Below are 24,604 nucleotides of genomic sequence, written 5' to 3'. Positions count from 1 at the left end.
ATGATCCCGTTGGCATAACGCCGTCACTGATACCGCGTGCCGCCGGAGATTATTCATCGTCACCGTGCGGCATGCCGGACTTGGGTTTATGTTTGCCCTCTTCCGGCTTCTTATCTTTTGCGGCCGATAATGCCCGGCCAATCAACCACAACAACAGCGGCATTAGCAGCAGGCACAACCCCAGCGTAATCAGTGCATTTGTCATCCGTTCTCCGCCCAACTTTTCCAGTCACTCAGTCTGAGTGTAGCAGGCTTATTCGTCGGTTTTTATCCTCCCCAACCGCGCCAATGTTGCCCCCCTTACTGGCGTTAATGGGATGCGTGGGGTTAATAACGGCCAGCCGAACAAGTGGCGTGCCGCTGTCGCACAAATCTTACCCTGACAAGCCCCCATACCGCAGCGACGACTTAACTTGGCCGACGTCCAGTCAGGCAAGCCATTTATCTCACCCAACGGCACATCTTCACAACGACACAACAACGTTTCTGGTGTCGCCAACGCTTTCAATGCAGGATTAAGCACAAAGGTTCGCGCCACCGCATCAGAAAATTGCCGCCACTTTGCTCGTTGCGCCATTAATGCTTGCACATTCTTCAAATTGTCGGTTGCAGCATAGCCAGCAATAGCTCCCTCAGTCAGCGCCAGTTCACTACCGCCAATACCGGTACATTCACCGGCAGCATAAATATGCGCTTGGCTGGTCCGCTGATCATCGCTCACAACAATAACATCATTATCGATATGGCATCCCAATAGCATCGCCAGTTCGATATTCGCCACCAGCCCAAAACCACAGGCTAAACGTTCGCAGTCCAGCGTCACCACGCGAGCGCCTTTTTGAATCCGCACCGCTTTTAACCGCTGATCACCCAGCGCCTCCAGCACATGGCTGCCCGGACGATAATGTCTATTAGAGAGAGCAAAGGACTGGCGTAACTTCACAGGCCAACGCCATAACCCACCGGCAAAAGCCGCTATCCGCGGGGCGGGTGCTTGCTCTGCCAGCATTATCACCTCCCCCCCAGCGCCGACAACACTGTGGGCAACGGCCAGTAGCAATGGGCCACTACCCGCAATAACCACCCGTTCCCCTTTAACGGCTAGCCCTTGTTTAATTTGCGCCTGTAGGCCACCAGCGCCAGTCACACCCGGTAACGTCCAACCAGGAAACGGGAGCAGCAGTTCCCGGGCGCCACAGCATAGGATCAGTTTTTGAAATTCCACGGTGCCACTGTCCGTTGCATCTTCGTAGAGAATTTTCTGCGGACCACACTGAGCTACAATTTTGACGCCGTTGAGCAGCGTTATATTACTCTGTGCCTCAACCGCCTGTCGGTATTGCTGCGCTAGCGCAGGTAGTGCCACGTTCGGTCCATCACGCCAGATTTGCCCACCCGGACGGAGGTTGTCGTCGAGCACCAACACCGATCGGCCGCTTTCTGCCGCAGCGCAAGCCGCTGCTAACCCTGCCGGACCAGCACCGACAATCAGCACACCACACGTGAGCTCACTCATTCTCTGTCCTTTCAATATGCATTCCAGGTTGGCACAGCGTCTGGCATGCCAGCCTCCGCATCCCATTCACCGTGACACGACACTCCTGACAGATACCCATACCACAAAACGGCGCACGTAATTGACCACTGGCAGAAAGACGACACCAGTCCTGCCCGCTCAGGCTCAGCGCCGCTGCCACAGTGATCCCCTCCGGCACGCAGAGATTTTCACCGTTAAGGTTTAACGTAAGTAACCTCTGTTTTTTGTTCATACTGGCAACACCTCTTTCCGAAACATACGCGATGCCAGATAAGGCGTGTCATCAATGGCCGGTCGATGATTATGGATCTGCGACGCAATCAGTGCTGCGCTGCCCAGCGCCGTTGTTACACCCAGACCTTCGTGACCCAATGCCAACCATAACCAGCGATGTTTGGGATGCGGTCCCAGCAGCGGCAAGCCGTCGGCAGACGCGGCGCGTTGGCCTGTCCAGCAACGGATGATGTTCATTTGCGCCAGTGCAGGCAGGAAGGTGTTCGCGCGTGCCAACATGGCGGCCAATAACGGCATATCAATGGCACTCTCTGGAGCATCAAACTGGCGTGAAGAGCCAATCAACAACTGGCCTGTTGGGCGCGCCTGAACGTTGAATGCTACCGACGTGCCGTCACTGGCATGGGCACTGGCGCCATAACCCAGTTCAACCAATTGATGATGCACCCGCTTTGGGTAGCGATCGGTGATCGCAAGATGCCCTTTCTTGGCACGTAATAAGGGCTGTTCCAACAGCCTATCGGCCTGTAGACCACTGGCAAGTACCACAATCGGCGCCGTTAGACGTTCCCCACTGGCCAACACAACGGACTGTGCTTCCAGCGCGATAGCCTCGCCAGTAATCACCCTGACCGCGGGCCCAGCATCAGCGATTAACCAATGGGCAACGTTAGGTGCATACACTATGCCATCACCCGGCACGCGTAACCCACCCGCCAGACCAGAACGCAGCATAGGTTCAAGCCCCGCAACCTGTGCTGCACTCAATGTTTCACTGGCAACTTCGTATTCCGCCATACGCTGCCGCTTAGCCTCGGCAATGGCCATTTCATCGTCCCGCTCAGCCAGCCACAACGTACCACAACCGCGCCAGGCACAGCTTTCCGGCATCCGGTCCACCACACTACGCCACAGTTGCAACGAATAGGCGCTTAAGGCCAGTTCTGCCGGGTTATCATCCATACAGACCAGATGCCCCATGCCTGCCGCTGTCGCACCAGCACGCTGGTTGTCTACCAGCAGGACTTGAACCCCCTGTCGTGCCAGCTGCCAGGCGCAGGCAGCACCAATGATGCCGGCACCGACCACAATCGCCTCAGCACGCCTGCCGGCAACCATTAACGGATCCCCCAAATAAAGGGATCACGTTCATCTAACAACAGTTGGCTGTCAGCACACACATAGGCTTGCCCACGAATAAACGGCGTCACGCGATCGCCGTTATGCTGGTAATAGCCACTGAACTGGCTGCCAATCACACTTGCCTGACGCCAAATCTCTCCTGGCTGCAATTTTCCGTCTGCGGCCAGACAGGCCAACTTTGCACTGGTGCCGGTACCGCAGGGCGAACGGTCATAAGCCTTGCCCGGGCACAGTACAAAGTTGCGGCTGTCAGCTTGCGGATCGGCGGCAAACAGTTCGATGTGATCAATAACGCCACCGTCTTCTCCATGAACCCCCGTCAGCTCCAGAGCCTGACGCACAGCCCAACAAAAGGCCGTGAGTGCCTCCAGATTTTGCGTATTGATTGCCAGATGATGTTCGCCAATCAGGAAAAACCAGTTCCCTCCCCACGCGATATCGCCCATCACTGTTCCGTAACCGTTCACCTCAACCGTAACCTGTCGGCGATATCGGTAAGCGGGCACGTTTTCCACCGTTACACTGCCATCCGTATGCAACGTCGCATTCACCGTACCCACCGGGGTTTCGATCAGGTGTTCCCCTACGTCAATCCGCCCCAGATAGGCCAGCGAGGCCACCAGTCCGATGGTACCGTGGCCACACATCCCCAGATAACCGGCGTTGTTAAAGAAAATCACCCCTGCGGTAGCCTGCGGTGAACAGGGCTCGCACAGCAAAGCCCCCACCAGCACGTCATTGCCGCGAGGCTCCAGAATAATGGCGCTGCGCCAGTCGTCATAGTGTTGGGCAAACAGTGCCTTGCGTTCCGCCATACTGCCGGTGCCCAATGAGGGGAATCCATCGACGATCAGTCGTGTTGGCTCACCGCCTGTATGGGAATCGATCGCGTGCAGCAGGGTGAATTGCGAAGAAAGAGCCATCGGAGTCTCCTGGGTTAATGAAATGTTACCGATGGAGTTAGCCTGACCGAATATGCTGACGACGGCTTGATGCATTTCGGCGCAGGGAATGCAGAAATCAGCACAATTCTCGCCTTGGCATTTAACCGGATCCCCGTTCAGCACTGCACAAAAGTATGCGGTGATCCGCATAATTGGCAGCTACGCTTGAAAAGTTACAAGAAAGTTAATATTGATTAAGCGCTTCAAAACGGCCTGTCCGACCGCCTCAGATTTGAGTCACTCAACGGGAAAAGGTATTGCTATGCGATTAGCCCAAGACCATCAGGTTATTACTGCCCCCCGGCCCGTTCTTGATGAACAGGAAGATGACGTTTTTGCCATTGAGCAACTCTCTCGCTGGTGTGATGGCCTGGCACAACAGCGCCCAAACACCCTGCATGACCTGCTCAACTCACTGGCGCTGATCGTGCCGCTGCTCAACGCCATTCCCAACGTTGTCTTCTTTATCAAAGATGTACAGGCACGTTACCTGTTGGCCAACCTGACACTGGCTAAACGTTGCGGATTTAAAACCGTCACACCGCTGCTGGGTAAAACCTCGGCGGACGTGTTCCCAGCCCAGCTCGGTTCGGGTTATACCGAACAGGATCGCCGTGTACTGCTCCACGGAGTGATGATCCAGGATCAGCTGGAAATGCACCTTTACAGTGGTCGTGAAACCGGCTGGTGCCTGACACAAAAGCTGGCGCTGTACGATACTCAGGGCAAAATCATCGGCATGGCGGGCATCTCGCATGATCTTCAGGAGGCCAAAGCTAATCACCCTGCCTATCAACGGCTTGCCGCCATCGACGTATACATTCGTCAGCATTACGCTCGCCCAATTGCTCTCGAGGAACTGACGGCGCTCACTGCGCTTTCTGTGGCGCAGATCGAACGTTACTGCAAACGCATTTTTCATCTCACACCACGCCAGATGATCCACAAAGTACGTCTGGAAAAAGCCACCGAACTGCTGGCCAGTGATCTGCCCATTACCGACATAGCCTTGCAGTGCGGCTACACCGATCACAGCGCATTCAGCCGCCAGTTCAAGGCGATGACCGGCTCTACACCACGTGATTTCCGCATCACACTTACGCCATAACCCACTGATTTAAATTACCAATACCTTTCTTTTTGGCGCTTCGAAGGTCAGGGTTTTCTTCGCCTGAGACTCTGCACCACTGTGCCAATTTCGTCATGGCATTCGGAGAAAACCGTCAAGCCCCTGCGAACAATACACGTCAATCTGTGATTGGATTTTACCAATAATTCACCATTGATTAACAAACTTGGACGACAGGACAAACACTATGAGCCATAAAGCCATTAGCTGGAGCGGCGTATTCCCGGCGGTCAGCACTCAGTTCCGCAGCGACTTTTCTTTGGATCTCGACGCCACCCATACGGTGATCAAAAACCTGGTCAAAGACGGCGTTTCGGGCCTGGTGGTCTGCGGCACCGTTGGCGAAAATACGTCGCTGACAATGCAGGAAAAACTGTCAGTCATTGAAGTCGCACGTGATGCTGCACAGGGCAAAGTGCCCGTCATTGCCGGCATCGCCGAATTCACCACCGCCTTTGCACAGAATATGGCGCGTGAAGCTCAGAAGGTCGGCGTCGACGGCATTATGGTCATGCCGGCATTGGTCTACTCTGCCAAACCCCATGAAACCGCCACACATTTTCGCAGCGTTGCCACCGCCACCGATCTGCCGATCATGGTCTACAACAATCCCCCTATTTATAAAAACGACGTGACACCCGACATCCTGACGTCGCTGGTCGACTGCGAAAATATTGTGTGCTTTAAAGACTCTTCTGGTGATACCCGTCGCTTTATCGATTTGCGTAATGAGGTAGGCGACCGCTTTGTGTTGTTCGCTGGATTGGATGACGTCGTACTGGAAAGCATCGCTGTCGGTGCCGAAGGGTGGATCTCCGGAATGTCTAACGCCTTCCCACGTGAAGGCGAAACGCTGTTCCGCCTGGCGAAGCAAAAACGCTTTGAGGAAGCGCTGGCGCTGTACAGCTGGTTTATGCCGTTGCTGCACCTGGATGCGCGACCGGATTTGGTGCAGTGCATCAAGTTGTGTGAAGAGCTAGTGGGCCGTGGCAGCGCAGTTACCCGCCCACCACGTTTAGCGCTGCAAGGCGATACGCTTGCCGACGTCACTGCAGTGGTCAAAAAAGCGCTGGCAAACCGTCCGGCATTGCCGGACGTCGGCCTCTAATCGCCACTCTCGCTCGCCCGGTTCACTGCCGGGCCTAACCACTTGCTAAACGAGGGAACCCATGCCCAACGCCTATACCATCAGTGGTCGACAGTTTATCGGCGGCCAGCGCCACGCCAGCGGCGAGGCCGATCTTGTCAGCCTGCGTGCTGATAACGGTCTGCCGACTGGTCACACTTTTTTCTCAGCCAGTGCCACAGAAGCTGCCGCAGCCGCTGATGCTGCCGCACAAGCATTCACGGCTTATTCACAACTCAGCGCCGAACGCCGCGCCGATTTTCTCGAGGCTATTGCCGACCAATTGGATGCCCTGAGTGAAGATTTCTTCAACTTCGCCATGCAGGAAACCGCGTTGCCATTCGCGCGTCTTAGTGGCGAGCGAGCCAGAACCAGTGGTCAGATGCGGCTATTTGCCACCTTGTTACGCCGAGGGGATGTACATGGCGTGCGCATAGACAGCGCATTGCCGCAGCGAACACCGTTGCCACGCCCAGATCTACGGCAATATCGCACTGCTATCGGCCCAGTCGCCGTATTTGGTGCCAGTAATTTTCCTCTGGCATTCTCCACGGCAGGTGGGGATACCGCCGCCGCACTCGCTGCAGGTTGCCCGGTGGTGTTCAAAGCGCACAGCAGCCATATGATCACTGCCGAATTGACTGCACAGGCAATTGAGCGGGCAAGAGAACAGCAAAACATCCCGGCTGGCGTCTTCAACATGATTTACGGCGATCGTATCGGTGCCGATCTGGTCCAGCACCCCGTAATTCAGGCGGTGGGCTTTACCGGCTCGTTACGTGGGGGAAGAGCCTTGTTCGATCTCGCTATGCGCCGGCCGCACCCTATCCCGGTATTTGCCGAGATGTCGAGCATCAACCCACTGATCGTTATGCCACAAGCGTTAGCCCGCCGTGGACAGCAGATTGCACACGAACTGGTCGCCTCTTTCACCTTGGGCAGTGGACAGTTTTGCACCAAACCTGGGTTGATCATCGTCCAGCGTGGTGAAGCATTTGACCAATTTGTCCAAGATATCGCCTTGAAGGTGAACGCTGCCACGCCACAGGCAATGCTGAACACCGGCACACTGACACATTTCCGCAGCGGGTTGGCTGCACTAGAAAAACAAACAGGTATTCGCCATCTTGCCGGTAACCGTGAAGAACACCCTTATCTGGCTGCGCCGCAACTGTACCAGGCCGACATCAACTTGCTGCTCAGCGGAAACCCGCTATTGCAGGAAGAAGTGTTTGGCCCCGTGGCCATTTTGGTGACGGTGGAAAATAACCAGCAACTGATGAGCGCGCTGGATAGCCTGCAAGGGCAATTAACCGCCACCTTACTGACCGACGAAGACGATTTAAATGACGCGGCACCGCTGGCCCAACAGCTGACTCGCAAAGCGGGGCGTGTACTGTTTAACGGCTATCCGACCGGGGTAGAAGTGTGTGATGCCATGGTGCACGGCGGCCCTTATCCAGCCACCAGCGATGCACGCGGCACCTCAGTGGGCACGCTGGCTATTGAACGCTTCCTGCGCCCGGTTTGCTTACAGAATTATCCGACAGCACTGCTACCACCGCCGTTGCAAGACAGTAATCCGCTTGGCCTGCTGCGGCTGGTTAACGGTAGCTACACTCGTGACCCAATCCACCCATCTGCCAACAACTAGCCAGGCCGCATCTGCATGCCACCTAATAACAAAAGGGTAAACCCATGACAACCCAAGGCAAATTCAAGAAGCAGCTTACGCTCACCGATTTAACGTTTATCGGCCTGGGCGCAATATTTGGTTCAGGCTGGCTGTTCGCCGCCAGCCACGTCTCCTCCATCGCCGGCCCAGCCGGTATCTACTCCTGGCTGATAGGTGGCCTGGCCGTCTTACTGCTCGGGATTGTTTATTGTGAACTCGGTGCCGCACTTCCACGCGCTGGCGGCATTATTCGTTACCCGGTGTTCTCACACGGGGAACTGATGGGCTATTTACTGGGGTTTATTACCCTTATCGCGTTCTCCAGCCTAATATCGATAGAGATTGTCGCTGCCCGCCAATACGCCGCCGCCTGGTTTCCTTTTCTGAGCCAACCCGGCTCGGGCAACCCGACGTTGATCGGCTGGCTGGTGCAGTTAGTGTTGCTGTGTTTTTTCTTCGCCCTGAACTACTACAGTGTCAAAACCTTTGCGAAATCCAACAATTTGATCAGCGTGATCAAGTTCGTGGTGCCGCTGTTGGTTATCGTGGTGCTGTTCAGCTTCTTCAAACCTGAAAACCTGCACAGCCAGGGGTTTGCGCCCTTCGGCTCCGCCGGGGTGGAAGCGGCCATTTCAGCCGGCGGCATTATTTTCGCCTATTTGGGTCTGACACCGATTATCTCGGTCGCCAGCGAAGTACAAAATCCACAACGCACCATTCCTATTGCACTGATCCTGTCGGTGGTGTTGTCCACGATTATTTATGTACTGCTCCAGGTGGCCTTCCTCGGCAGTATTCCCAGCGAAATGCTAAGCGGTGGCTGGGCCGGCATCAGCCAGCAATTTTCACTGCCCTACCGGGATATCGCTATCACATTGGGTATGGGCTGGTTGGCATTTCTGGTGGTAAGTGACGCGATTATCTCGCCGAGCGGCACCGGCAACATTTATATGAATGCCACGCCGCGTGTGGTGTACGGCTGGGCGCGCGCCGGTACTTTCTTTAAGATCTTTACCCGTGTCGACGGTGAGTCCGGTATCCCACGCCCTGCGCTGTGGCTGACATTTGCACTCTCAATCTTCTGGACGCTGCCTTTCCCCTCTTGGGAAAAGCTGATCGGCGTGGTGTCCGCCGCACTGGTACTGAGTTACGCCATTGCGCCTGTTACCGCTGCGGGTCTACGCCGCAATGCACCTGATCTGCCGCGCCCCTTCTTCGTGCGTGGGTTCTGCGTGCTTGGCCCGGTATCTTTTATCATCTCGGCGTTAATCGTCTACTGGTCCGGCTGGAACACGGTTTCCTGGCTGCTCGGTCTGCAAATCCTGATGTTTGTGGTCTATATCCTGTTCAAAAACAAGGTGCCAACCCACGCCGTCAGCCTGAAGCAACAAGTTTGGTCCTCACTGTGGCTGATCGCCTTCTATGCGCTGATTATTATCACGTCCTATCTCGGTAGTTTTGGCGGTATCAACGCTATCGGCCACCCGTGGGACACCCTCACAGTGGCGGTCATTGCGTTAGTGATCTATTACTGGGGTGCCTATACCTGTTTACCTCAGGCGAATTTTACCGGCGATGAAGAAGAGTAACTGCGGAGGAGATATCTGATGACGCAAACCCAACACCTGTCGCTGAACGAAGCCTATGATCTTGCGCTGCGCGCATTGCGCAGCAACGGCTTCAGCACAGAGCATGCCGATGCGGTCGCGCAAAATGTCACTGCCGGTGAACGCGACGGCTGCGCTTCACACGGCTTGTACCGCGTACTCGGTTGCGTGCGTTCGCTGTTGGCCGGCAAAGTCTCTGCCGACGCCATCCCAACGCTGATCGATCAGGCCCCAGGAATTTTGCGGGTAAACGCCCACGGCGCTTTCTCGTTGCTGGCCTACCGTACGGCACTGCCCACCTTTATCGACAAGGTGCAAACTAATGGCATAGCCGCGCTGGCCATTAACCACTGTGTCCATTACTCCGCGCTATGGGCCGATATCGAACCGTTAACCGATCAGGGGCTGGTTGCGCTGGCCTGTACACCTAGCCATGCCTGGGTCACTCCTGCCGGTGGAACCCGGCCATTATTTGGCACTAACCCTATCGCCTTCGGTTGGCCTCGCCCACACCGCCCTCCCTTTATTTTTGATATGGCTACCAGTGCGGCGGCGCGTGGGGAGATTGAACTGCATCGTCGCGCTGGTACGCCGCTACCACCAGGTTGGGGCATAGACCAACAGGGAGAACCTTCTACCGATGCCGCCAGTGTGTTGCAAGGCGCGATGCTGACCTTTGGCGGTCATAAAGGATCGGCGTTGGCGGCGATGGTAGAACTGCTTGCTGGACCATTGATTGGTGATATGACCAGTAAAGAGTCGCTGGCCTATGATGAGCAGACCGGCTCATCGCCTTACGGTGGTGAGCTTATTATCGCGATGGATCCCGATCGTTTTCTGGGTGCAGACAAAGTCGCCCATTTAGCCAGGGCGGAAGCTTTATTCGCTGATATGAATGAGCAAGGAGCGCGTATTCCAGGGGAACGGCGTTATCAGCAACGACAATACAGCGAGCGGCATGGCATTACCCTGCCACAGGCGCTGTATGAAGAAATTGTGGCTCTCTGCCGCTGAATGACACAGGCCCGCAGCTGTGAACTGCGGGCCTTAATAGAAAGGTTACCTGACCACCATAACGGAAATGTTGGCATGTCGCACAATGGCCGCAGCATTGGAACCCAGCAGATAAGTTTTCACACTTGGGCGGCGCGAACCGATGATGATCAGATCAGCGTCAATTTCTTCCGCCAGTTCCAGTACCTGATCGCGTGGCGAACCGAAGCTGACGGTATAATCGAGACGTTCCAGCGGAATATCGATTTCCGACATGATTTTCTTGAGCTTATCGATGGCCTTCACTTCCGCCTGGTTTTCAAACTCTTTAATGCCAAACGAATACGCAGTGACGAACGCCGAAGCATCCGGCAGCGTATGAAGGAAATGCACTTTGGCTCCAGAAAGGTTCGCCAGATACTCAACATGCTTCAACGCATGCTCGGTCAACAGATCTTCTTCAATATCTATCGGCACTAATATTGTCTTGTACATATCACATCCCTTCTATGTAACCGTAGTGCTTACAGGGTACTGCCGAGAGAGATAAGGGTGAACCGCTTTCTCACGCTTTTGTGATCGGCGGTAAATACTGGTTAAGATAATTCCTTATTTAACAAAATATAAACACCACAGCCCTAACAACTAGCCGAATAATTATTTAAAACATGATCAAATAAGCTGTAAATACACGGCCTTCACCGCCGCAGCGGTTTTATTGGCTACCGAGAGTTTTTTAATCGAATTGCCAATATGAAAATTCACTGTCCGCTCACTCAGCCCCATTAGCATGGCAGTTTCTTCAGCGGTTTTTCCTTCACTACACCAACGCAAGATTGTCTTCTCACGCGGTGTCAGAACATCTTTGATCGCCTCATCGTTCACCGACAGTAATGCTTCACGTAGGGTTTTATGGGCGGTCTGCGCCAACCACAAGAAGAAGGTTTCGTTACGCGCACTGGCCTGCGTTGACTGGGCAGAAATATTTTTACCGGCGAAAGTGAGGACACCCAGCCGGCCGTAGCAATCCTTGATCGATTGCGACCAACCTTCATGTGCACCGAACTGCGCCATCCTTTGCCATAACAATGGCTCATTCTGATAGAAGTGTTCGTCCCAATGGAACTGCAACGTAGAGTGATGGGCCTGCGCAATCACCGGGTCCTGCAAGTAGAGGCGTAACTTGCGGTACTCTTCCATATAGAGCGCAGGGAGATTCCCTTCTATCAACATTTTGGGTCGACTGGCCGGGTAACAGGAAAAAACAGAATAGGAAAAGTAGTCAAAACCCATCGCCTGAGCGCAGGATTCCAAGCGGCACAAAAAGCTCTCGCGATCAGGCACGCTGCTGAGTAATACATCCATCAAAGATGGTAGGTGAGTGTCCAACGTGTACCGCTCTCCATAACGCTTGGGAACCAATAACTGATATTAACTATAGTGGAGGGGGTATGGTGACAACAGCCGTTTCATATAATAAAAAATACCATGGCTATAACTAAAAATAACCACGACATTCAAATGTGAATAAATAACCACGTTAAACCATCAGATTACTGATATCCCCCGCAGAACATAAAAAACACGTATTGGGAACCTGTCATTTCTACTGGTGGACATCAGCGTCCTCCCCCATTAACTTTGCCAGTGAGACCCGAATCAATTTAAACCCGAATAAAATATAAAACCTTTGCAAACATAAAAGACACACTGAGATTTTATGGCAAAGAGTTATTCATTGGTACTGAACGACATACAAACACGGTTTTACAATCACAACAGCAATCATCTAAATCAGGCCCACTACTATGACGGATTATAATGGTCATTTCCTGACACTGTGCCTGATGGCAACTGGCACCTTTGCCATCGGCACTGATGCGTTCATTGTGGCTGGCATACTTCATCAGATTTCCGAGACATTTGCAGTTAGCCCCGCACAGGCAGGGCAACTAATATCGGTCTTTTCCCTGGCATATATGATGTTTGCCCCATTGACAGCGTGGCTGCTGGGCAACGTCAACCGTAAATATATTTTGCAGCTCGCTCTGGGGCTATTTATCGCCGGTAACCTGGTCTGTGCTTCTGCCGACAATTTTTTGCAGATGTCCGCCGGGCGCGTACTGGCTGCGTTAGGCGCGGCTTGCTATACCCCACAGGCCGCCGCCACTGCGGCCGGGCTCGTGGCGAAGAAACACAGCGGGCTGGCAATATCGATTGTTTATGGTGGTATGACGCTGGCTATCGCCTTGGGCATTCCTTTTGGTACCTTCCTGGCCAAGCTAAGCGGCTGGCGAGAGATCTTTTTGCTGATCGCGCTGCTGGGTGCTTTCTCGCTGCTGGGCCTTTCACGGGTACTAAACACCATAGCGGCACCGGGTAAACATACGCTGAAAGAACGGCTTGCCCCGCTGCGGCAAAAAACGGTACTGACGACTTTGCTTATCACTTTCTTCGCCGTCTGTTCCGAGCACATTGTTTACAGCTATGTCAGTATACTGCTGCAAAATACCCAGTTTGGTCCGGGAGCTATTCTCCCCATCGCGCTACTGGTGTTTGGTATCGGCGCAATCATTGGCAACGTCGTTTCCGGTCTGTTGACCGATATCTTTGGCAGCAAATTTGTGCTGCTGTTTTCGATATCTGTTCAAACCGGCTCGCTATTCCTGCTGACGTTTTACATCACCTCCCCTTGGTGGGTACTGACGATTTTTCTGGTGTGGGGCATTACCGGCTGGATGTATCTGGTGCCTATTCAACATCACTTATTGTCACTGTCAAAACACGTTGGCGCACTGACCGTTTCACTAAACAGTTCAGTATTGTATGCCGGGATTGCGGCAGGAAGTATGCTAGGTGGTCTGACGCTATATACTCTGCCCGTTTATTATCTGCCGCTATTTTCGTTGCCGCTGGGGGCCATCGCCCTGCTGTTGACATGGCTGTGCTTCCAGAAAGAAAAAACCGCGACTCCCCTGTCGGATAAGTGAATGTCATCAAGCTGGGGGAGAAAGCGTAACAACAGGATTTTTTAAGAGCATTCTTAGGGAATGGCCATCATTGTCCGTCTAATTTTTAATCACTACAAGACAGTATTTGAGAAGCCATTGACCCCGCTCTGCGGGGATTTTTTGGACTTTTAACGTTCCACGGAAGGGAAAGGCTGCATAAATATGAAGCTACAAGGTTTGCTTTGGTGCTGATTGATCAACGGTACTAATCGTTTGAAATGTTCAGTTTGGCAATGGATATCCAGCGCGGCCCGATCAGGCCACTCTTCAACAAAAATAAAATGTCCCGGATCCTGATGATCAATGAACAGTTCATAGGAAAGGCAAAGTGGTTCCTGCCGGGTTTTCTCCACCAGCTCCTGATACAGCGGCATCACCGTTTCAACACAATCAAGCTTGATAAAATCTTCTGCAATCACCTTTAGCATGGCGTCCTTTCTTTTTAGCGTAACTATTTCGTGGAGTCACTCTACCTGTGAAAAACAAACTTTACCTTTATTCATCGCGGTGATGATTCAAAGCTTGGCATTCGGTGATTACGCGCACAGATATTCATCACCAGGCTTGAATCAAGCTCGCGCACATGTGAACGTTAAGTTAATTAATTGTCAATTTTTGGTGCATACAAAAAGATCTTCCGTGACCGCACGGCCAGGATCGCGTTCATCGCGGTTTTTTTTGACTACAAAGGCCTGACCAATAGTCCTTTAGACCTTTAGGGAAACCTGAAAATCGAGGGCGAATGATCCGTAGTGGCAATGGATGCAGGAAAGCGGCCGGTCTTACGCCGGCCCCAATCGTTCAACCTGTTTGAGAGGTTTAACCCAGTGAACAATACGACCTACACCAGTCCCGCGCTCAATTCAGCCATCAAGAAGACCTGGCGCAGATTGATCCCCCTGATGTTCTCTTTATATTTCGTCGCCTTTATCGATCGCGTGAACGTGGGTTTTGCCAAGGACGCGATGTCTATTGATATCGCCTTGTCGCAATCCGCCTTTGCCTTGGGTGCGGGGATTTTCTTCGCTGCTTACGCCATCTTCGGTATTCCAGCCAATCTGATGATGAATAGATTGGGAGCGAAGGTTTGGCTCAGCGCCACCACAGCAGTGTGGGGTGGACTATCGGCCTGCACCGGTTTCGTCAGCAACGAATATCAATTTATCGCCCTACGCTTCCTGCTGGGGTTGGCCGAGGCTGGTTTCTACCCCGGGATCTTATTGCTCGCTTCAATTTATTTCCCCAACAAGATCCGGGCCTCTGTAATAGGTATCTTTGTGCTCGGCGTTCCCGCAGCCTTGACCCTCGGTTCGCCTATTTCTGGTGCATTGCTCGAAATGCACGGCGTGCTGGGGCGGCCAGGTTGGTTCTGGATGTTTGTGCTGGAAGGATTGCCGGCCGTAGCACTGGGGATCTTCGCCTATTTCTATCTTGACGATAGCCCGGCTAAGGCACGTTATCTGACTCCGGAAGAAAAGCAGGCGTTAGTGTCACAATTAGCCCTGGAGCAAAAAAATACAGAGACCAGCAGCGTGAAAGATGCGCTGAGGAATACCAAGGTTTGGCACCTGGCTTTTATTTACGGCACCATTCAGGTCGGCGTGTACGGCCTGTTGTTTTTCCTGCCCTCGCAAGTGGCCTCACTGATGGGCACCAATATTGGGTTTAAAGCATCATTGGTAGCGGCGATCCCGTGGGCAGTGTCTGCATTTGGGGTCTATTACATCCCGCGTTATGCAGACCGCAAAACCGCCCGCCGTTTACCCATAGCTATCGGCTGCATGGTCATTGCCGCGTTGGGATTGGTTGTCTCTTCCTATGCCGGTCCGATTCTTGCCATTATTGCACTGTGCTTTTGCGCCGTCAGCTTTCTGGCAGTGCAACCGATATTCTGGACCCTTCCGGCACAGATCCTTTCAGGCCCTGCGCTGGCGGCTGGCATCGGCTTTTGCACCACATTGGGCGCACTGTTCAGTTTCCTGGCGCCGTTAATACGGACCGAGGCGGAACTGCGCTTCAATAGCCCGCATGCAGGCTTGATCGTGCTGGCAATGTTCTCATTGCTGTGCGCCGCGCTCATCTTCGCCCTAAAAGGTTGGGCAGCGAACAGCACCAGAAAAAACGCTCAGGTCAGTAGATAATCTCGCAATTGAAGCCATTCGATTTAGCTTATATTGAAGTGGTTAATGGGAGACTGACCCTCAGGCACATTTTCGGAGGGTCTTCCATGGAGGCATTAAGCGCTATTATCGCCAAGTATGGCCCGGAGCCCGGCTTCCTGTTGCTGCTCATTTTTCTGTTTGCGTTGGGTAAGTCGGTCATTTTCATTTCTTCAGTGCTGCCGCCCGCGTCAGTGACGCTGATGTTGGGTATTGTCGCCGGTAAGCCGGTACTGGCCGACATGCATGTCTGGGCGGCGATTACTCTGGGGGCCCTGCTCGGCTCCATTTTATCCTTCCATTGCGGTGCATGGCTTCAAAAGCGCGGAAGCGGAAACTGGTTGCCAGCCCGATATCATGGCGCATTGCACAACGCGAAATCGGCGCTACAGAAAAACGGGATCCCGCTCTTGTTCATATCGCGTTTTTTGGCTGTGATGCGCTACACCGTACCTTTGGTCGCCGGTATGATCTCTCTGCCACGCAAGCAGGTCTATTGTGCCAGTGCGTTGTCTGCCGGGGTTTGGTCCGTGGCCCTGATGTCAGTTGGGCAGCTATTTTGAGTGCTGTTATTGGTTAACGATGCCAAAATGACAAAGAGATGAAACTCACCTTGCCATCACAATCCTGTTGTCATTCCGGTTATTGTGGACGAAATTCCAGCGCGGCATTTTTAACGACACGATAAACAGCTGGTGAGGGCGGTTTGGGAAAGCTGGCATTTGCGGTTGCCACTATGGCTGCGTGGCAAAGAACGGGGTCACCACCTTCGGCTTTGACATCTATAAGCATGCCATTTGGAGCCAGTTTAATTCTCAACGAGCATTCCTTACCGGCGTAGGCATCGACATTTTGAAAATGGCTTTGAATAGCCGCTCTTACCTGCGTGATGTACGTATTGACCTCATCCCCAGATGCTGGCGTAGTTTTACCTTCCAGGCCAGCAAAAAGCGCATCTACACCGTCTTCAGATGCCCCTGGTTTAATCGTAGAACGGGGCTTAGAGCACCCTGCCAACAGCAGCGTGGCAATCACAAGCAATAATGTCGGTACGCTAACGCCAAACCCTAAATTAACTTTCCTCACGATTCCCTTCCTTTTAAAACAGCCTGTGGGCTGGCCATATACAGACCCAGGTAGAGCAGACAATGCCACCCCACTTACTGTTACCTTATAATTACCTCGTTAAACTGCAAAAGCCCACTCAGGTGGGCCTATTCTCATTCAGTTCTGGCGGATAGCGCGCTTCATTTCCCGCTCACCCGGCGATTGTGTTTTGACTGAAAGAGGTGCGACAAACTCTTTCCACTCTTTACCACCCGATGGGTCTGTAGATGTCTTGCTATGCAACTCATAATCATCTTTTTGGTCCGCGCATCCTGACAGCACAACCACGCCCAGAGCCACTATTAGCAATTTACGCATGTCTATATCCTTATAGGTAAAATTCGCACAAATGATAACAAATCTCAATTACGAGATAAAGCACTGGCCTGAAAGCAAAAATAGACATCCCAGTATGGTGCGCGAAGTACCAGATACTTTCATTCACACCCAACCTGGCAAGCTTATTGCCGCTGGTGGCATCAATGTGGATCAGGTCAAAAGCATGCTTGATGACGACCACGACGTTACGCAAATGCACTTCGGAACGATTCTTGGCATTACCTGAGGAGGTGATACGGCTTATAATTAGAAAATATTATCATTGGCGTGATACGCCACGTCGGCATAAGCAGTGAGTCCCTGATAGCCCATGTATCAATACCCTGAACATCTGACCGAAGAAGTCGCCAATCTGCCGCAAACCTGTGGCGTCTATTTCTTTCACGGGGACAGCGACGCTCATCCTCTATACATAGGTAAGAGTGTCAATATTCGCCGCCGTGTTCAGTCTCATCTGCGTAATCCGCGTGAAGCGCGATTACTTGCCGCTACCCGTCGTATAACCTGCATCGAGACAGTGGGTGAGATTGGGGCGCTACTGCTTGAATCATCCATGGTTAAACAGCAAAGTCCTCTTTACAACAAGCGGCTGCGTAAAATTCGGCGACTTTGTGCGTTGCAAGTACAGGACTCCCAGACGCGTATCGTTTACAGTGATGCGCTGGACTTTTCCCGAACGCCGAACTTATACGGTCTGTTTCTGCGACGCTCGGCGGCCGTCGACTTTCTGCTCGATATTGCCGATCAGGAACGACTCTGTCTGACTCACCTGGATATTGAAAAAGGGCGCCCCGGGCAACCCTGCTTTCGCCACCAATTAGGCAAGTGCGCAGGAGTATGCTGCGGGAAGGAAACCTCGCAAGCCCACCAGACCAGACTGCTCAGTGCCCTGGAGCAGGCCCAGGTACGACACTGGCCATTCCCTGGAAGGATCGCTATCGAGGAACGGCAAGGCCAACTCACAGCCTTCCATATAATCAGTAACTGGTTCTACCTCGGTACTGCGCCATCGCTGCATGAAGCTGAAAAACTCAGTTTCCCAGCCGATGAATTCGACCGAGACTGTTATCGTATTCTTTGTCGACGACTATTCCATGAAAGCCGCGAGCACATTCACTTGATTGACAAGGTTTAACACCTACACAAACAAACCTCCCTTGCGGAACCCCCAAACAAGCAGGCTCACCTCATAAGAAGTTACATTATCAATTTTGTAGGAAATCGGCAGTGAGAAGGCCATAGAAATGGGGGATCGATATGCTCACCTTGCGCCAGATCACTTAACTGAATATTCACGCTGGATTAATGCAATTTTTGAGAAGTGTGTCCCAATTAGGGCACGCAAAGAAAAATCAGAAAGGAAGAAGACACGCTAACTGCATGATTTGTTGGTGGGTCGTACAGGGTTCGAACCTGTGACCAATTGATTAAGAGTTGTATGATTTAGTATTCATATCACCAACTTACCGCATCAGACCGCGCTCACACGTCCCAAGATGCAAAAAGTTAGAAAACAATATCAACAGATGTGAAAACATCCCTGTCCCAAGTTTGTCCCATCCCAATCCCCACTTATCCGTCACTTTCCCAATGAGGCACAATAGCAACCCCTTATCGTCCCTTACCGGTATACGGCGATTGTGTTACCACTTTCTGATGTGTCAGTGATATAGACAATGTCATTTTCTGAAAGCTCTACAACGTCAATCGTATCATCATACTTTTTCAGTCTGACCGTGCCATCAGCATCTCTCCACCACTCTTTAATTTCACAACCATTCTCCTTCCCGTTCGCAAGCTTTATTTTAGCTACTAGCATTCACCACCTCTTATACCGTAAACCCATTAAAGTAATTTCTATCCTCAGTCCAATCTGTATTTAGTACATGATTAGTGCCCGAGTTATTTGCTTCGGTTATTCTATTCCATCCTTTCACGATGTACGCTGGCACTCCTGGAGCTGATTTTATTGTCGGTTTAGTATTTTGCGCATAATCACCTTTTTTAAAGTAATTACCTGCTGTAGGAATAACCTCACAAGGATAAGTTTTAGGAATGTTACTGACAAAAGATATGCCATTATGTCCAGGACTCCCACCGAGGCGTGCATTGCGTGATGGTGGTACGGATCCAAATCGCCAATCATACGAGGCCAATGTAGTTCCTGAAATGTCCACACCATCCCCCAGAGTGAGCTGCTTAGTAGAAACACTACTGAAAATACCGCGCGTCTGAGCACCGGATGATCCGTCTATCGACGTGCTATCAATGTAAATCGGACGATCTGCTGTTTGGATTATTGCATTACCCTGAGAACCCGCAGTAACCCCGTAATGATGAATCTTGCTGTTTGTGATAACAGTATTCGTTCCGGTAGCCAAAGCATTAGAACTCAGGTACCCCATATCAACACCATCGATAATGGCAATAGCAGTGGTACTACCGTTATCGAAAATCACATTTGATGACGGTTCTTTTAGAGGCATGCCAGAATTAATGCCGCCAACAAGTTTCGTATCAACAACAGAAATACGATTCTCCCAGTTCTGGAACCAAATGGGATGAGTACACATATCCTGATCACAACCAACAAAACGGCAGTTATCTGCCGAACCAGTGTAACGCTCAGAGCGCGTATATAACCCACGGAAGTAACCGTATGAAAACAGGCGAAAGAAGGTAGCGAAATCGCAGCGGCCAATATGATAGGCAGTAGCATTGTTCTGCATCCATGCCTTCAAGGAGTCATCATAGGTATAATTCTCCCCCGGCAACAGGTAATCGCGCATGAAATTGTAATTCCAATGAACATCTGAAACACGCGGTACGTCCATCACCCTATCAAGCGACAACCCTCGATACAACGGCGCTCCAATGATATTACTCATTGTAATTTTTGAACTTGAGCTTATCTCATTGCCTAGTTTAAAGGCGTAATAAGCGTTACCAATGTCAAGATTATGAAACTCAGAGAAATATCCACCTCCATCAAAAAGGGCACCATAGGGAATTGGCTCCTCTCCAGTTCCAAGAATCAATTTTTGGTTAGGATATCTAAAACGCAGGTTGGCAATATAGTTGAATGGACTAATAGCAATTTGCGGATTGCTAGTATCTGTATGATCAATCAAGATGCTTGGACGTGAACCGCTTTGACCAAAAAGTCTCGCGCCGCTAATTGTGGGAATATTAGCGGACTCAACACGGAGTACATAGTCATGCGGAATTTCCACTGCATAACCAGATGTTGCAGCATCAATCAGTGCCTGAGTAGCATTCACACTGCCATTCTTAATATTAAGAAATTTTCTAAATGAAACTGAGGTTCCATTGGTTACATGCATGTGATCAACAAATACCGACCCCATGTTTCCACTTGCCAGATTATTCCTTAACGAACCATCCCCAACAGATACCCATTTACCCAGCCCAATACCACCCGTACTTTCAGGCGTTGAACCTACAGGAACGACCTTCCCCCCCTGCCCAAAGTCACCATCCCAACGATAATACTCACCATTGGACTTCAGCCTAAGCGTTTGGTTAGGCAATGTTATAATCGCACCATCTTCAAAGCTATCTAAGGTTATATACCCGTAGTTAGCAATGGCATCTTTGGCTAATTTATTTCGCCCGAAGTTTGTAAGGTGCTTAACTTCAAATCTATCAATGTAAAACTCTGAAGAATTACTACTAACCTCCTCATCAATTTTACCGGCATTAAATTTTAAATCTTTTACATCTTCACTTGGTATTGGTTTCTTTGTAGGTGTGGTAGCCATTTATTCAGTCACCTCGTAATTATACATGTCGTCGTTATATTCAGACATGGTCAGTGATGTCGTTCCGTCGCCATTTGGTTTCTTTTCGGTGATCGTCCACTTCGTCGCATCCATCTCCACTTGCGTGGCAATGACATAGCGAGAGGGTGACTGGACGTTGTAGCCGTCAAAAATATTGAGTGGTATTGCGGATACTGCCGCGGTGAATCCAAATATCGTGTCGCTACGAGGAAATGCCTGGGTTCTTTCCGTTGGGGTTCCATTCGCATCAGTGACAATGACAAACATGTCACCTTGCCATTCGATACGCTCACTGGTGTAAAAGTCATTCCCTTGTCGTGATTTGATGTAACCGGCTTGCTGATTGGTATCGTATGTATCGGCAACCTGCACCATTTGTCCTACATTCACCCATTCACCATCGGCTAGTGCCCGAATAGACATCGTCTGCCGTGAATAGAGAAGACGACGAATCTCCTTAAGCGCCCTGTCCCTGGCTTGATACGAGTTCCTGACATACAGCATGTCTAACTTCTTCGCCTTGACTGGCTCTCCCTCTTCAATCGTTGTGCCGGTGATCCGATAGCGGATGAATGCCTGTTTGTTTGTCGTGGGGTTCTTATAAGTAACCTGAACCCCATCGAAGCCACCAGGTAGCGTCATGTCATACGAAAGGCTGTAATCCTCGGCTTTGGTATTGGCACGGCTAAACAAGGTCACAGCATTCGGCTTGCGCTCGTCACGTGTAAAGGACAGCACGCCATCATCCCAGAACGCCGTAACGGTGGCCGCGTCGCAAATGGTCTGTACCCTGGCCCCGAGCGAAATGTCTTCATCGTCAAACGTGTAGTCGAAGTAACCCAGACGCGGATCCGGTAATGAAGCCGCAATTGAATACAACTCGTAAATATCGATGCTGGACTCTGCCTGCCCGCCCATTCTTACCCAGGTGTGCAGCACAGCATCTGCAAACGAACGTGATGGCCTTTCTGTGTAATCGACCGTCTGAGTAGCGAGGTTATAACTGATGACGTGACGGGTGATCAGGGCGTTGTATTTGCGCTCCCTAGCGCTGGTAGCTTTTTCCGTGGCTGATACCGTGACCGTGACAAGCGTATCGTGCGGATAAACGACGTTGTTACGCGACCTAACAATGTGAACGGCTTCTACTTTCAGTACGGAGTGATCGTTGCTGTTATTCGATCGGATAAAAGACACCGCGTAACGACCAGTGCCTGCAGCCGGTGTAAACTTGTATGTCTCATATTTGGTGTCTGAATTTTCATCGTCATTATTGAGGCCGACGTTGTAGCTCTCTAAAGTGCCAGGGATCAGGTTATTATCGTCATCTACTTTGTAAAAGGTGATATTGGTTCTGGCGTAGTCACCATGACCTAACTGGGCTTGTAGATGTACCCACAACTGAGTTCCTTCTACTGGAGAGAACGAAGGACCGATCACCAGTGGCTCATTGTCATTCAATGTAAAAATTGTCGTGTTGATTACCGCGTCACCAGGGATCTGGCTGATATCGTTACCGCTAAGGTTGGCAAATGTGAACTCATAGAAAAACTGCGGTTCAATCGGTGCGCCATCGTCTGAAGTCGCTGCATTGGTTAAGTCGGCAAAAACAGTAATATCCCGCGTTACTGGATCAGATACCGTGTTGTAAGTGACATTGACGACAAAGGATACAGAGTGTGGTTTCGACAGGTCATAGAAGTAATCAAAGTCGCTATTTTGCTTAATCTTCACGAGTGCCTGACCTGCTACGAACTCACCGGAAACCATACCTGTGGTTGTTGTGGCTGTTTCAGCCGGAAAATCCTCACTCTCGTTAGGCCCCGGCAATTCTTGACCGTCAATGTCATCAAAAGCAAAACCTTCATTGATGACCGGTATATTCTGCCCTGGCTGAAAAATCTGGTACGAAGCACCAGCCAACGCGCCGAGGTTTGACTCTGAGTATCGAACAGACGTCACGTCATATTTACCCAGCCCGAAGTTCATCCACTCGGTCACCTTCTTGATGTTGTTGGTGTACTCGAATAGAGACTCTTGAATAAGGTCAGGAAAGGCCCTTACTTGCCCGTAGTTATCCGGCTTCGCCTCGCCGTTGCGGGCAATATTGGTCTGCCCTTTAAGGCTATTGTTCGGGGATGTCTTGGAGTTATTCGTCGCAGCGTTAGCGTTCGGTTGCGCGATGAGTGACGAGAGGATTTTCTGGGTAAACTTAATTGGGTTGAAATGCTCAAGTGGGTTCAAGATTGTGCCGAGTGCACCACTCTTAGGCTGGTCAAATACGCTGATAACGTCGCCTTGGTTCAGTGGGAAATTCAGCTCATCTTCAGGTTTTAACTTAACTCCGTTCCTCAGTATCTCAACATCACAATGCAGGTTGGCTTTTTTCAGCCAAGGGTAAAACATACTGCCTGCTGCGAGGTTATGTCTCTCTTTGGGTATCCCCGGCACGCGCTGAACTTCGATCAACGGCATAATCGTAAAACTCCACTTTGGTGAATACTTTTTCTAAAGTCCGAAGCTTGTCAAAGCGCACCTGGCCTGATTCGCCACGGCTATGGAATGCTTGCCCATCCACCACCAAACCGACATGCTTTGGCTCAGCGCCGTAATACGCGATAAAGATGCTACTGTCGGCGGACTTTTCGGCCCGTTGCCAAAACACAACATCACCCGTAAAGCACGTCAGGAAGTCGCTACCGGCTTCGTAGTCCGGTGTCTGGTGTATCTCAATGCCCAGCACATAGCGGTAATACAGAACAACAAGGCCCCAACAATCCGCCGCCTCAAAAGAACATGCTCTATCGCGCCACGGCTTGCCATCCATGACGTCCACAAAGTCAGATTTATGCATTGGCTAGCCCTGGGAAGTCGGTTGTGTTGTAGAGAAAGGCGATGTTGTTGTTTAGCGGGTTCTGTAGAGTCAGTGAGCACGTGACATCACTCTCATCCATCGACACATCTTTAACGTAGAGCGTCCACGGCTTTAGTGGCGTGTTCATGTCGGCGGCATCAAAGCGCTGGTAAGTGGCTGATATTGGCGTTATCCGTGAATAGGCACGCCACAGCTTCAACTGCTGCTTAAAGTCCTGCGCCAGTCTGCCAAACTTCACTGTGGCGTTGATTACCGGCGTGTTGCTTTGCTGGCTCTCTGACACTTCCATTCTGCATGGCGTGTAAACCTGCCCCGCAAACGTCTTGGGATAAATTTGCCGGTTCACAAGGCGGATATAGCCGAATGTCGAGTGATAGAACGTCATGGTGTAGTACAAAATGCGGTTAGGACGCTGAGACTGAAATTCGCGTAACGTTGGCATTTAAAACTCCGGTAAATCTCGGTTAACTACCTCGTCAATAATCCCCCACTGGTACGGCGGCAGCTCAACAATGACATCTGAGTATTCATCATCCGGGTTGTAGACTTTCCGAGTGATAACGCTGGCCGTCCATGTTGTGGTATTGCCGTTGATACTCGTCTGTACCGGTGGCGCGATAAAATGCAGCTCCTGCACTTGCAGACCAGAACCACCCAGATTGCACAGCATGGTGAACCACTGGTTGCCGTTATCGAGATAGCGCGGACTGCGATACCACTGCTCAAATGCTCGGTCTTCCTGCAGCGTGAAAATCCAGTTCAGTGACCAGGTGGTTTTTAGGTCATCAGTTAGCCGCTGAAAGATAGGAGCACCCACTGCAGGTTGATCGGTGCGAAATCCGCTATCAATTGTGCGGCTCTTGTTGGCCTTCTGAGGAAGGGATAGCCAGTCGGGATAAGGTATTGCCACGGTTTTCTCCCG

26 protein-coding genes are annotated in these 24,604 nt (G+C 51.4%); 10 read left to right on the top strand and 16 right to left on the bottom strand.

The window, feature by feature from the left end; genetic code table 11:
• Nucleotides 1-49 precede the first annotated feature (49 nt).
• Genes SGBXF1_RS09215 through SGBXF1_RS09195 form a run of 5 tightly spaced genes read right to left on the bottom strand, consistent with a single transcriptional unit; the run spans nt 50 to nt 3,837 of the window.
• Complete coding sequence (locus SGBXF1_RS09215; RefSeq protein WP_165392859.1) at nt 50-205, bottom strand: hypothetical protein; 156 nt, start codon at nt 203-205, stop codon at nt 50-52.
• A 48-nt stretch (nt 206-253) separates the two neighbouring features.
• Entirely contained in the window at nt 254-1,516 is a 1,263-nt protein-coding gene (locus SGBXF1_RS09210; protein ID WP_186428249.1) for an NAD(P)/FAD-dependent oxidoreductase, read from the bottom strand.
• Nucleotides 1,509-1,769 carry a (2Fe-2S)-binding protein gene (locus tag SGBXF1_RS09205; protein WP_130380182.1) on the bottom strand — a complete coding sequence of 87 codons (261 nt, stop codon included), beginning with the start codon at nt 1,767-1,769 and terminating at the stop codon, nt 1,509-1,511. Before SGBXF1_RS09205 ends, SGBXF1_RS09210 begins: the two co-directional genes overlap by 8 nt.
• A complete protein-coding gene (locus SGBXF1_RS09200; RefSeq protein ID WP_186428248.1) occupies nt 1,766-2,890 on the bottom strand; it encodes an NAD(P)/FAD-dependent oxidoreductase in 1,125 nt (374 codons plus the stop codon). Before SGBXF1_RS09200 ends, SGBXF1_RS09205 begins: the two co-directional genes overlap by 4 nt.
• On the bottom strand, nt 2,890-3,837 hold the full coding sequence (locus SGBXF1_RS09195; protein ID WP_186428247.1) for a 4-hydroxyproline epimerase: 948 nt from the start codon (nt 3,835-3,837) through the stop codon (nt 2,890-2,892). Before SGBXF1_RS09195 ends, SGBXF1_RS09200 begins: the two co-directional genes overlap by 1 nt.
• A gap of 283 nt (nt 3,838-4,120) precedes the next feature.
• On the opposite strand from SGBXF1_RS09195, the gene SGBXF1_RS09190 reads away from it, so the two are divergent.
• The 5 genes from SGBXF1_RS09190 (at nt 4,121) to SGBXF1_RS09170 (ending at nt 10,409) form a co-directional block, all read left to right on the top strand.
• Nucleotides 4,121-4,966, top strand: coding sequence for an AraC family transcriptional regulator (locus SGBXF1_RS09190; protein WP_037419554.1), 846 nt, complete (start codon nt 4,121-4,123; stop codon nt 4,964-4,966).
• A gap of 208 nt (nt 4,967-5,174) precedes the next feature.
• Nucleotides 5,175-6,095 (top strand): dihydrodipicolinate synthase family protein, encoded by a 921-nt coding sequence (locus SGBXF1_RS09185; RefSeq protein WP_061807285.1) that lies wholly within the window; start codon nt 5,175-5,177, stop codon nt 6,093-6,095.
• A gap of 61 nt (nt 6,096-6,156) precedes the next feature.
• Nucleotides 6,157-7,767, top strand: coding sequence for an aldehyde dehydrogenase (NADP(+)) (locus SGBXF1_RS09180; protein ID WP_186428246.1), 1,611 nt, complete (start codon nt 6,157-6,159; stop codon nt 7,765-7,767).
• 44 nt (nt 7,768-7,811) lie between these two features.
• On the top strand, nt 7,812-9,377 hold the full coding sequence (locus SGBXF1_RS09175) for an APC family permease (protein ID WP_037419546.1): 1,566 nt from the start codon (nt 7,812-7,814) through the stop codon (nt 9,375-9,377).
• Nucleotides 9,378-9,395: 18 nt separating this feature from the next.
• Entirely contained in the window at nt 9,396-10,409 is a 1,014-nt protein-coding gene (locus SGBXF1_RS09170) for an Ldh family oxidoreductase (RefSeq protein WP_186428245.1), read from the top strand.
• 45 nt (nt 10,410-10,454) lie between these two features.
• Here the strand turns inward: SGBXF1_RS09170 and SGBXF1_RS09165 are convergent, their stop codons facing one another.
• Complete coding sequence (locus SGBXF1_RS09165; RefSeq protein WP_037419540.1) at nt 10,455-10,883, bottom strand: universal stress protein; 429 nt, start codon at nt 10,881-10,883, stop codon at nt 10,455-10,457.
• A gap of 177 nt (nt 10,884-11,060) precedes the next feature.
• Entirely contained in the window at nt 11,061-11,753 is a 693-nt protein-coding gene (locus SGBXF1_RS09160; protein ID WP_152555886.1) for an autoinducer binding domain-containing protein, read from the bottom strand.
• A 443-nt stretch (nt 11,754-12,196) separates the two neighbouring features.
• Between SGBXF1_RS09160 and SGBXF1_RS09155 the strand changes: the two genes are divergently transcribed.
• Complete coding sequence (locus SGBXF1_RS09155) at nt 12,197-13,378, top strand: MFS transporter (RefSeq protein WP_186428244.1); 1,182 nt, start codon at nt 12,197-12,199, stop codon at nt 13,376-13,378.
• A 149-nt stretch (nt 13,379-13,527) separates the two neighbouring features.
• Here SGBXF1_RS09155 and SGBXF1_RS09150 read toward each other — a convergent pair whose 3' ends face one another.
• The gene (locus SGBXF1_RS09150) at nt 13,528-13,827 is read right to left on the bottom strand and encodes a putative quinol monooxygenase (RefSeq protein ID WP_186428243.1); all 300 of its coding nucleotides are present in this window, start codon (nt 13,825-13,827) and stop codon (nt 13,528-13,530) included.
• 474 nt (nt 13,828-14,301) lie between these two features.
• Between SGBXF1_RS09150 and SGBXF1_RS09145 the strand changes: the two genes are divergently transcribed.
• Complete coding sequence (locus SGBXF1_RS09145) at nt 14,302-15,540, top strand: MFS transporter (RefSeq protein ID WP_314727905.1); 1,239 nt, start codon at nt 14,302-14,304, stop codon at nt 15,538-15,540.
• Between the two features lie 86 nt (nt 15,541-15,626).
• Nucleotides 15,627-16,121, top strand: coding sequence for a DedA family protein (locus SGBXF1_RS09140; RefSeq protein WP_186428241.1), 495 nt, complete (start codon nt 15,627-15,629; stop codon nt 16,119-16,121).
• Between the two features lie 79 nt (nt 16,122-16,200).
• Here the strand turns inward: SGBXF1_RS09140 and tolA are convergent, their stop codons facing one another.
• Together tolA and SGBXF1_RS09130 are read right to left on the bottom strand one after the other, a co-directional pair.
• On the bottom strand, nt 16,201-16,644 hold the full coding sequence (tolA, locus tag SGBXF1_RS09135; protein WP_186428240.1) for a cell envelope integrity protein TolA: 444 nt from the start codon (nt 16,642-16,644) through the stop codon (nt 16,201-16,203).
• A 138-nt stretch (nt 16,645-16,782) separates the two neighbouring features.
• Nucleotides 16,783-16,983, bottom strand: coding sequence for a membrane lipoprotein lipid attachment site-containing protein (locus tag SGBXF1_RS09130; RefSeq protein WP_061807278.1), 201 nt, complete (start codon nt 16,981-16,983; stop codon nt 16,783-16,785).
• Nucleotides 16,984-17,014: 31 nt separating this feature from the next.
• Between SGBXF1_RS09130 and SGBXF1_RS09125 the strand changes: the two genes are divergently transcribed.
• Together SGBXF1_RS09125 and cho are read left to right on the top strand one after the other, a co-directional pair.
• Nucleotides 17,015-17,230 (top strand): hypothetical protein, encoded by a 216-nt coding sequence (locus SGBXF1_RS09125; RefSeq protein WP_186428239.1) that lies wholly within the window; start codon nt 17,015-17,017, stop codon nt 17,228-17,230.
• Nucleotides 17,231-17,314: 84 nt separating this feature from the next.
• A complete protein-coding gene (gene cho, locus SGBXF1_RS09120) occupies nt 17,315-18,139 on the top strand; it encodes an excinuclease Cho (protein WP_186428238.1) in 825 nt (274 codons plus the stop codon).
• A 486-nt stretch (nt 18,140-18,625) separates the two neighbouring features.
• Here cho and SGBXF1_RS09115 read toward each other — a convergent pair whose 3' ends face one another.
• The 6 genes from SGBXF1_RS09115 to SGBXF1_RS09090 are packed head-to-tail and all read right to left on the bottom strand — an operon-like array spanning nt 18,626 to nt 24,592.
• Complete coding sequence (locus tag SGBXF1_RS09115; RefSeq protein ID WP_186428237.1) at nt 18,626-18,823, bottom strand: hypothetical protein; 198 nt, start codon at nt 18,821-18,823, stop codon at nt 18,626-18,628.
• A 10-nt stretch (nt 18,824-18,833) separates the two neighbouring features.
• A complete protein-coding gene (locus tag SGBXF1_RS09110; RefSeq protein ID WP_186428236.1) occupies nt 18,834-20,786 on the bottom strand; it encodes a tail fiber/spike domain-containing protein in 1,953 nt (650 codons plus the stop codon).
• Entirely contained in the window at nt 20,787-23,282 is a 2,496-nt protein-coding gene (locus SGBXF1_RS09105; protein ID WP_186428235.1) for a host specificity factor TipJ family phage tail protein, read from the bottom strand.
• Nucleotides 23,230-23,661, bottom strand: coding sequence for an NlpC/P60 family protein (locus tag SGBXF1_RS09100; protein ID WP_238321020.1), 432 nt, complete (start codon nt 23,659-23,661; stop codon nt 23,230-23,232). The genes SGBXF1_RS09105 and SGBXF1_RS09100 overlap by 53 nt, the downstream gene beginning before the upstream one ends.
• The gene (locus SGBXF1_RS09095; RefSeq protein WP_186428234.1) at nt 23,654-24,124 is read right to left on the bottom strand and encodes a DUF1833 family protein; all 471 of its coding nucleotides are present in this window, start codon (nt 24,122-24,124) and stop codon (nt 23,654-23,656) included. The genes SGBXF1_RS09100 and SGBXF1_RS09095 overlap by 8 nt, the downstream gene beginning before the upstream one ends.
• Nucleotides 24,125-24,592 carry a hypothetical protein gene (locus tag SGBXF1_RS09090; RefSeq protein ID WP_186428233.1) on the bottom strand — a complete coding sequence of 156 codons (468 nt, stop codon included), beginning with the start codon at nt 24,590-24,592 and terminating at the stop codon, nt 24,125-24,127. It lies immediately after the preceding gene.
• Between the last annotated feature and the right edge of the window lie 12 nt (nt 24,593-24,604).

Origin of the sequence: Serratia grimesii (assembly GCF_900186025.1) — a bacterium.
Lineage (GTDB): Bacteria > Pseudomonadota > Gammaproteobacteria > Enterobacterales > Enterobacteriaceae > Serratia > Serratia grimesii.
This window is presented reverse-complemented; position numbering and strand designations above follow the sequence as displayed.

Coding starts and splice junctions, on each gene's coding strand:
- SGBXF1_RS09215 (WP_165392859.1), bottom strand. CDS start 205: ATGACAAATGCACTGATTACGCTGGGGTTGTGCCTGCTGCTAATGCCG.
- SGBXF1_RS09210 (WP_186428249.1), bottom strand. CDS start 1,516: ATGAGTGAGCTCACGTGTGGTGTGCTGATTGTCGGTGCTGGTCCGGCA.
- SGBXF1_RS09205 (WP_130380182.1), bottom strand. CDS start 1,769: ATGAACAAAAAACAGAGGTTACTTACGTTAAACCTTAACGGTGAAAAT.
- SGBXF1_RS09200 (WP_186428248.1), bottom strand. CDS start 2,890: ATGGTTGCCGGCAGGCGTGCTGAGGCGATTGTGGTCGGTGCCGGCATC.
- SGBXF1_RS09195 (WP_186428247.1), bottom strand. CDS start 3,837: ATGGCTCTTTCTTCGCAATTCACCCTGCTGCACGCGATCGATTCCCAT.
- SGBXF1_RS09190 (WP_037419554.1), top strand. CDS start 4,121: ATGCGATTAGCCCAAGACCATCAGGTTATTACTGCCCCCCGGCCCGTT.
- SGBXF1_RS09185 (WP_061807285.1), top strand. CDS start 5,175: ATGAGCCATAAAGCCATTAGCTGGAGCGGCGTATTCCCGGCGGTCAGC.
- SGBXF1_RS09180 (WP_186428246.1), top strand. CDS start 6,157: ATGCCCAACGCCTATACCATCAGTGGTCGACAGTTTATCGGCGGCCAG.
- SGBXF1_RS09175 (WP_037419546.1), top strand. CDS start 7,812: ATGACAACCCAAGGCAAATTCAAGAAGCAGCTTACGCTCACCGATTTA.
- SGBXF1_RS09170 (WP_186428245.1), top strand. CDS start 9,396: ATGACGCAAACCCAACACCTGTCGCTGAACGAAGCCTATGATCTTGCG.
- SGBXF1_RS09165 (WP_037419540.1), bottom strand. CDS start 10,883: ATGTACAAGACAATATTAGTGCCGATAGATATTGAAGAAGATCTGTTG.
- SGBXF1_RS09160 (WP_152555886.1), bottom strand. CDS start 11,753: ATGGATGTATTACTCAGCAGCGTGCCTGATCGCGAGAGCTTTTTGTGC.
- SGBXF1_RS09155 (WP_186428244.1), top strand. CDS start 12,197: ATGACGGATTATAATGGTCATTTCCTGACACTGTGCCTGATGGCAACT.
- SGBXF1_RS09150 (WP_186428243.1), bottom strand. CDS start 13,827: ATGCTAAAGGTGATTGCAGAAGATTTTATCAAGCTTGATTGTGTTGAA.
- SGBXF1_RS09145 (WP_314727905.1), top strand. CDS start 14,302: ATGTTCTCTTTATATTTCGTCGCCTTTATCGATCGCGTGAACGTGGGT.
- SGBXF1_RS09140 (WP_186428241.1), top strand. CDS start 15,627: ATGGAGGCATTAAGCGCTATTATCGCCAAGTATGGCCCGGAGCCCGGC.
- SGBXF1_RS09130 (WP_061807278.1), bottom strand. CDS start 16,983: ATGCGTAAATTGCTAATAGTGGCTCTGGGCGTGGTTGTGCTGTCAGGA.
- SGBXF1_RS09125 (WP_186428239.1), top strand. CDS start 17,015: ATGATAACAAATCTCAATTACGAGATAAAGCACTGGCCTGAAAGCAAA.
- cho (WP_186428238.1), top strand. CDS start 17,315: ATGTATCAATACCCTGAACATCTGACCGAAGAAGTCGCCAATCTGCCG.
- SGBXF1_RS09115 (WP_186428237.1), bottom strand. CDS start 18,823: ATGCTAGTAGCTAAAATAAAGCTTGCGAACGGGAAGGAGAATGGTTGT.
- SGBXF1_RS09110 (WP_186428236.1), bottom strand. CDS start 20,786: ATGGCTACCACACCTACAAAGAAACCAATACCAAGTGAAGATGTAAAA.
- SGBXF1_RS09105 (WP_186428235.1), bottom strand. CDS start 23,282: ATGCCGTTGATCGAAGTTCAGCGCGTGCCGGGGATACCCAAAGAGAGA.
- SGBXF1_RS09100 (WP_238321020.1), bottom strand. CDS start 23,661: ATGCATAAATCTGACTTTGTGGACGTCATGGATGGCAAGCCGTGGCGC.
- SGBXF1_RS09095 (WP_186428234.1), bottom strand. CDS start 24,124: ATGCCAACGTTACGCGAATTTCAGTCTCAGCGTCCTAACCGCATTTTG.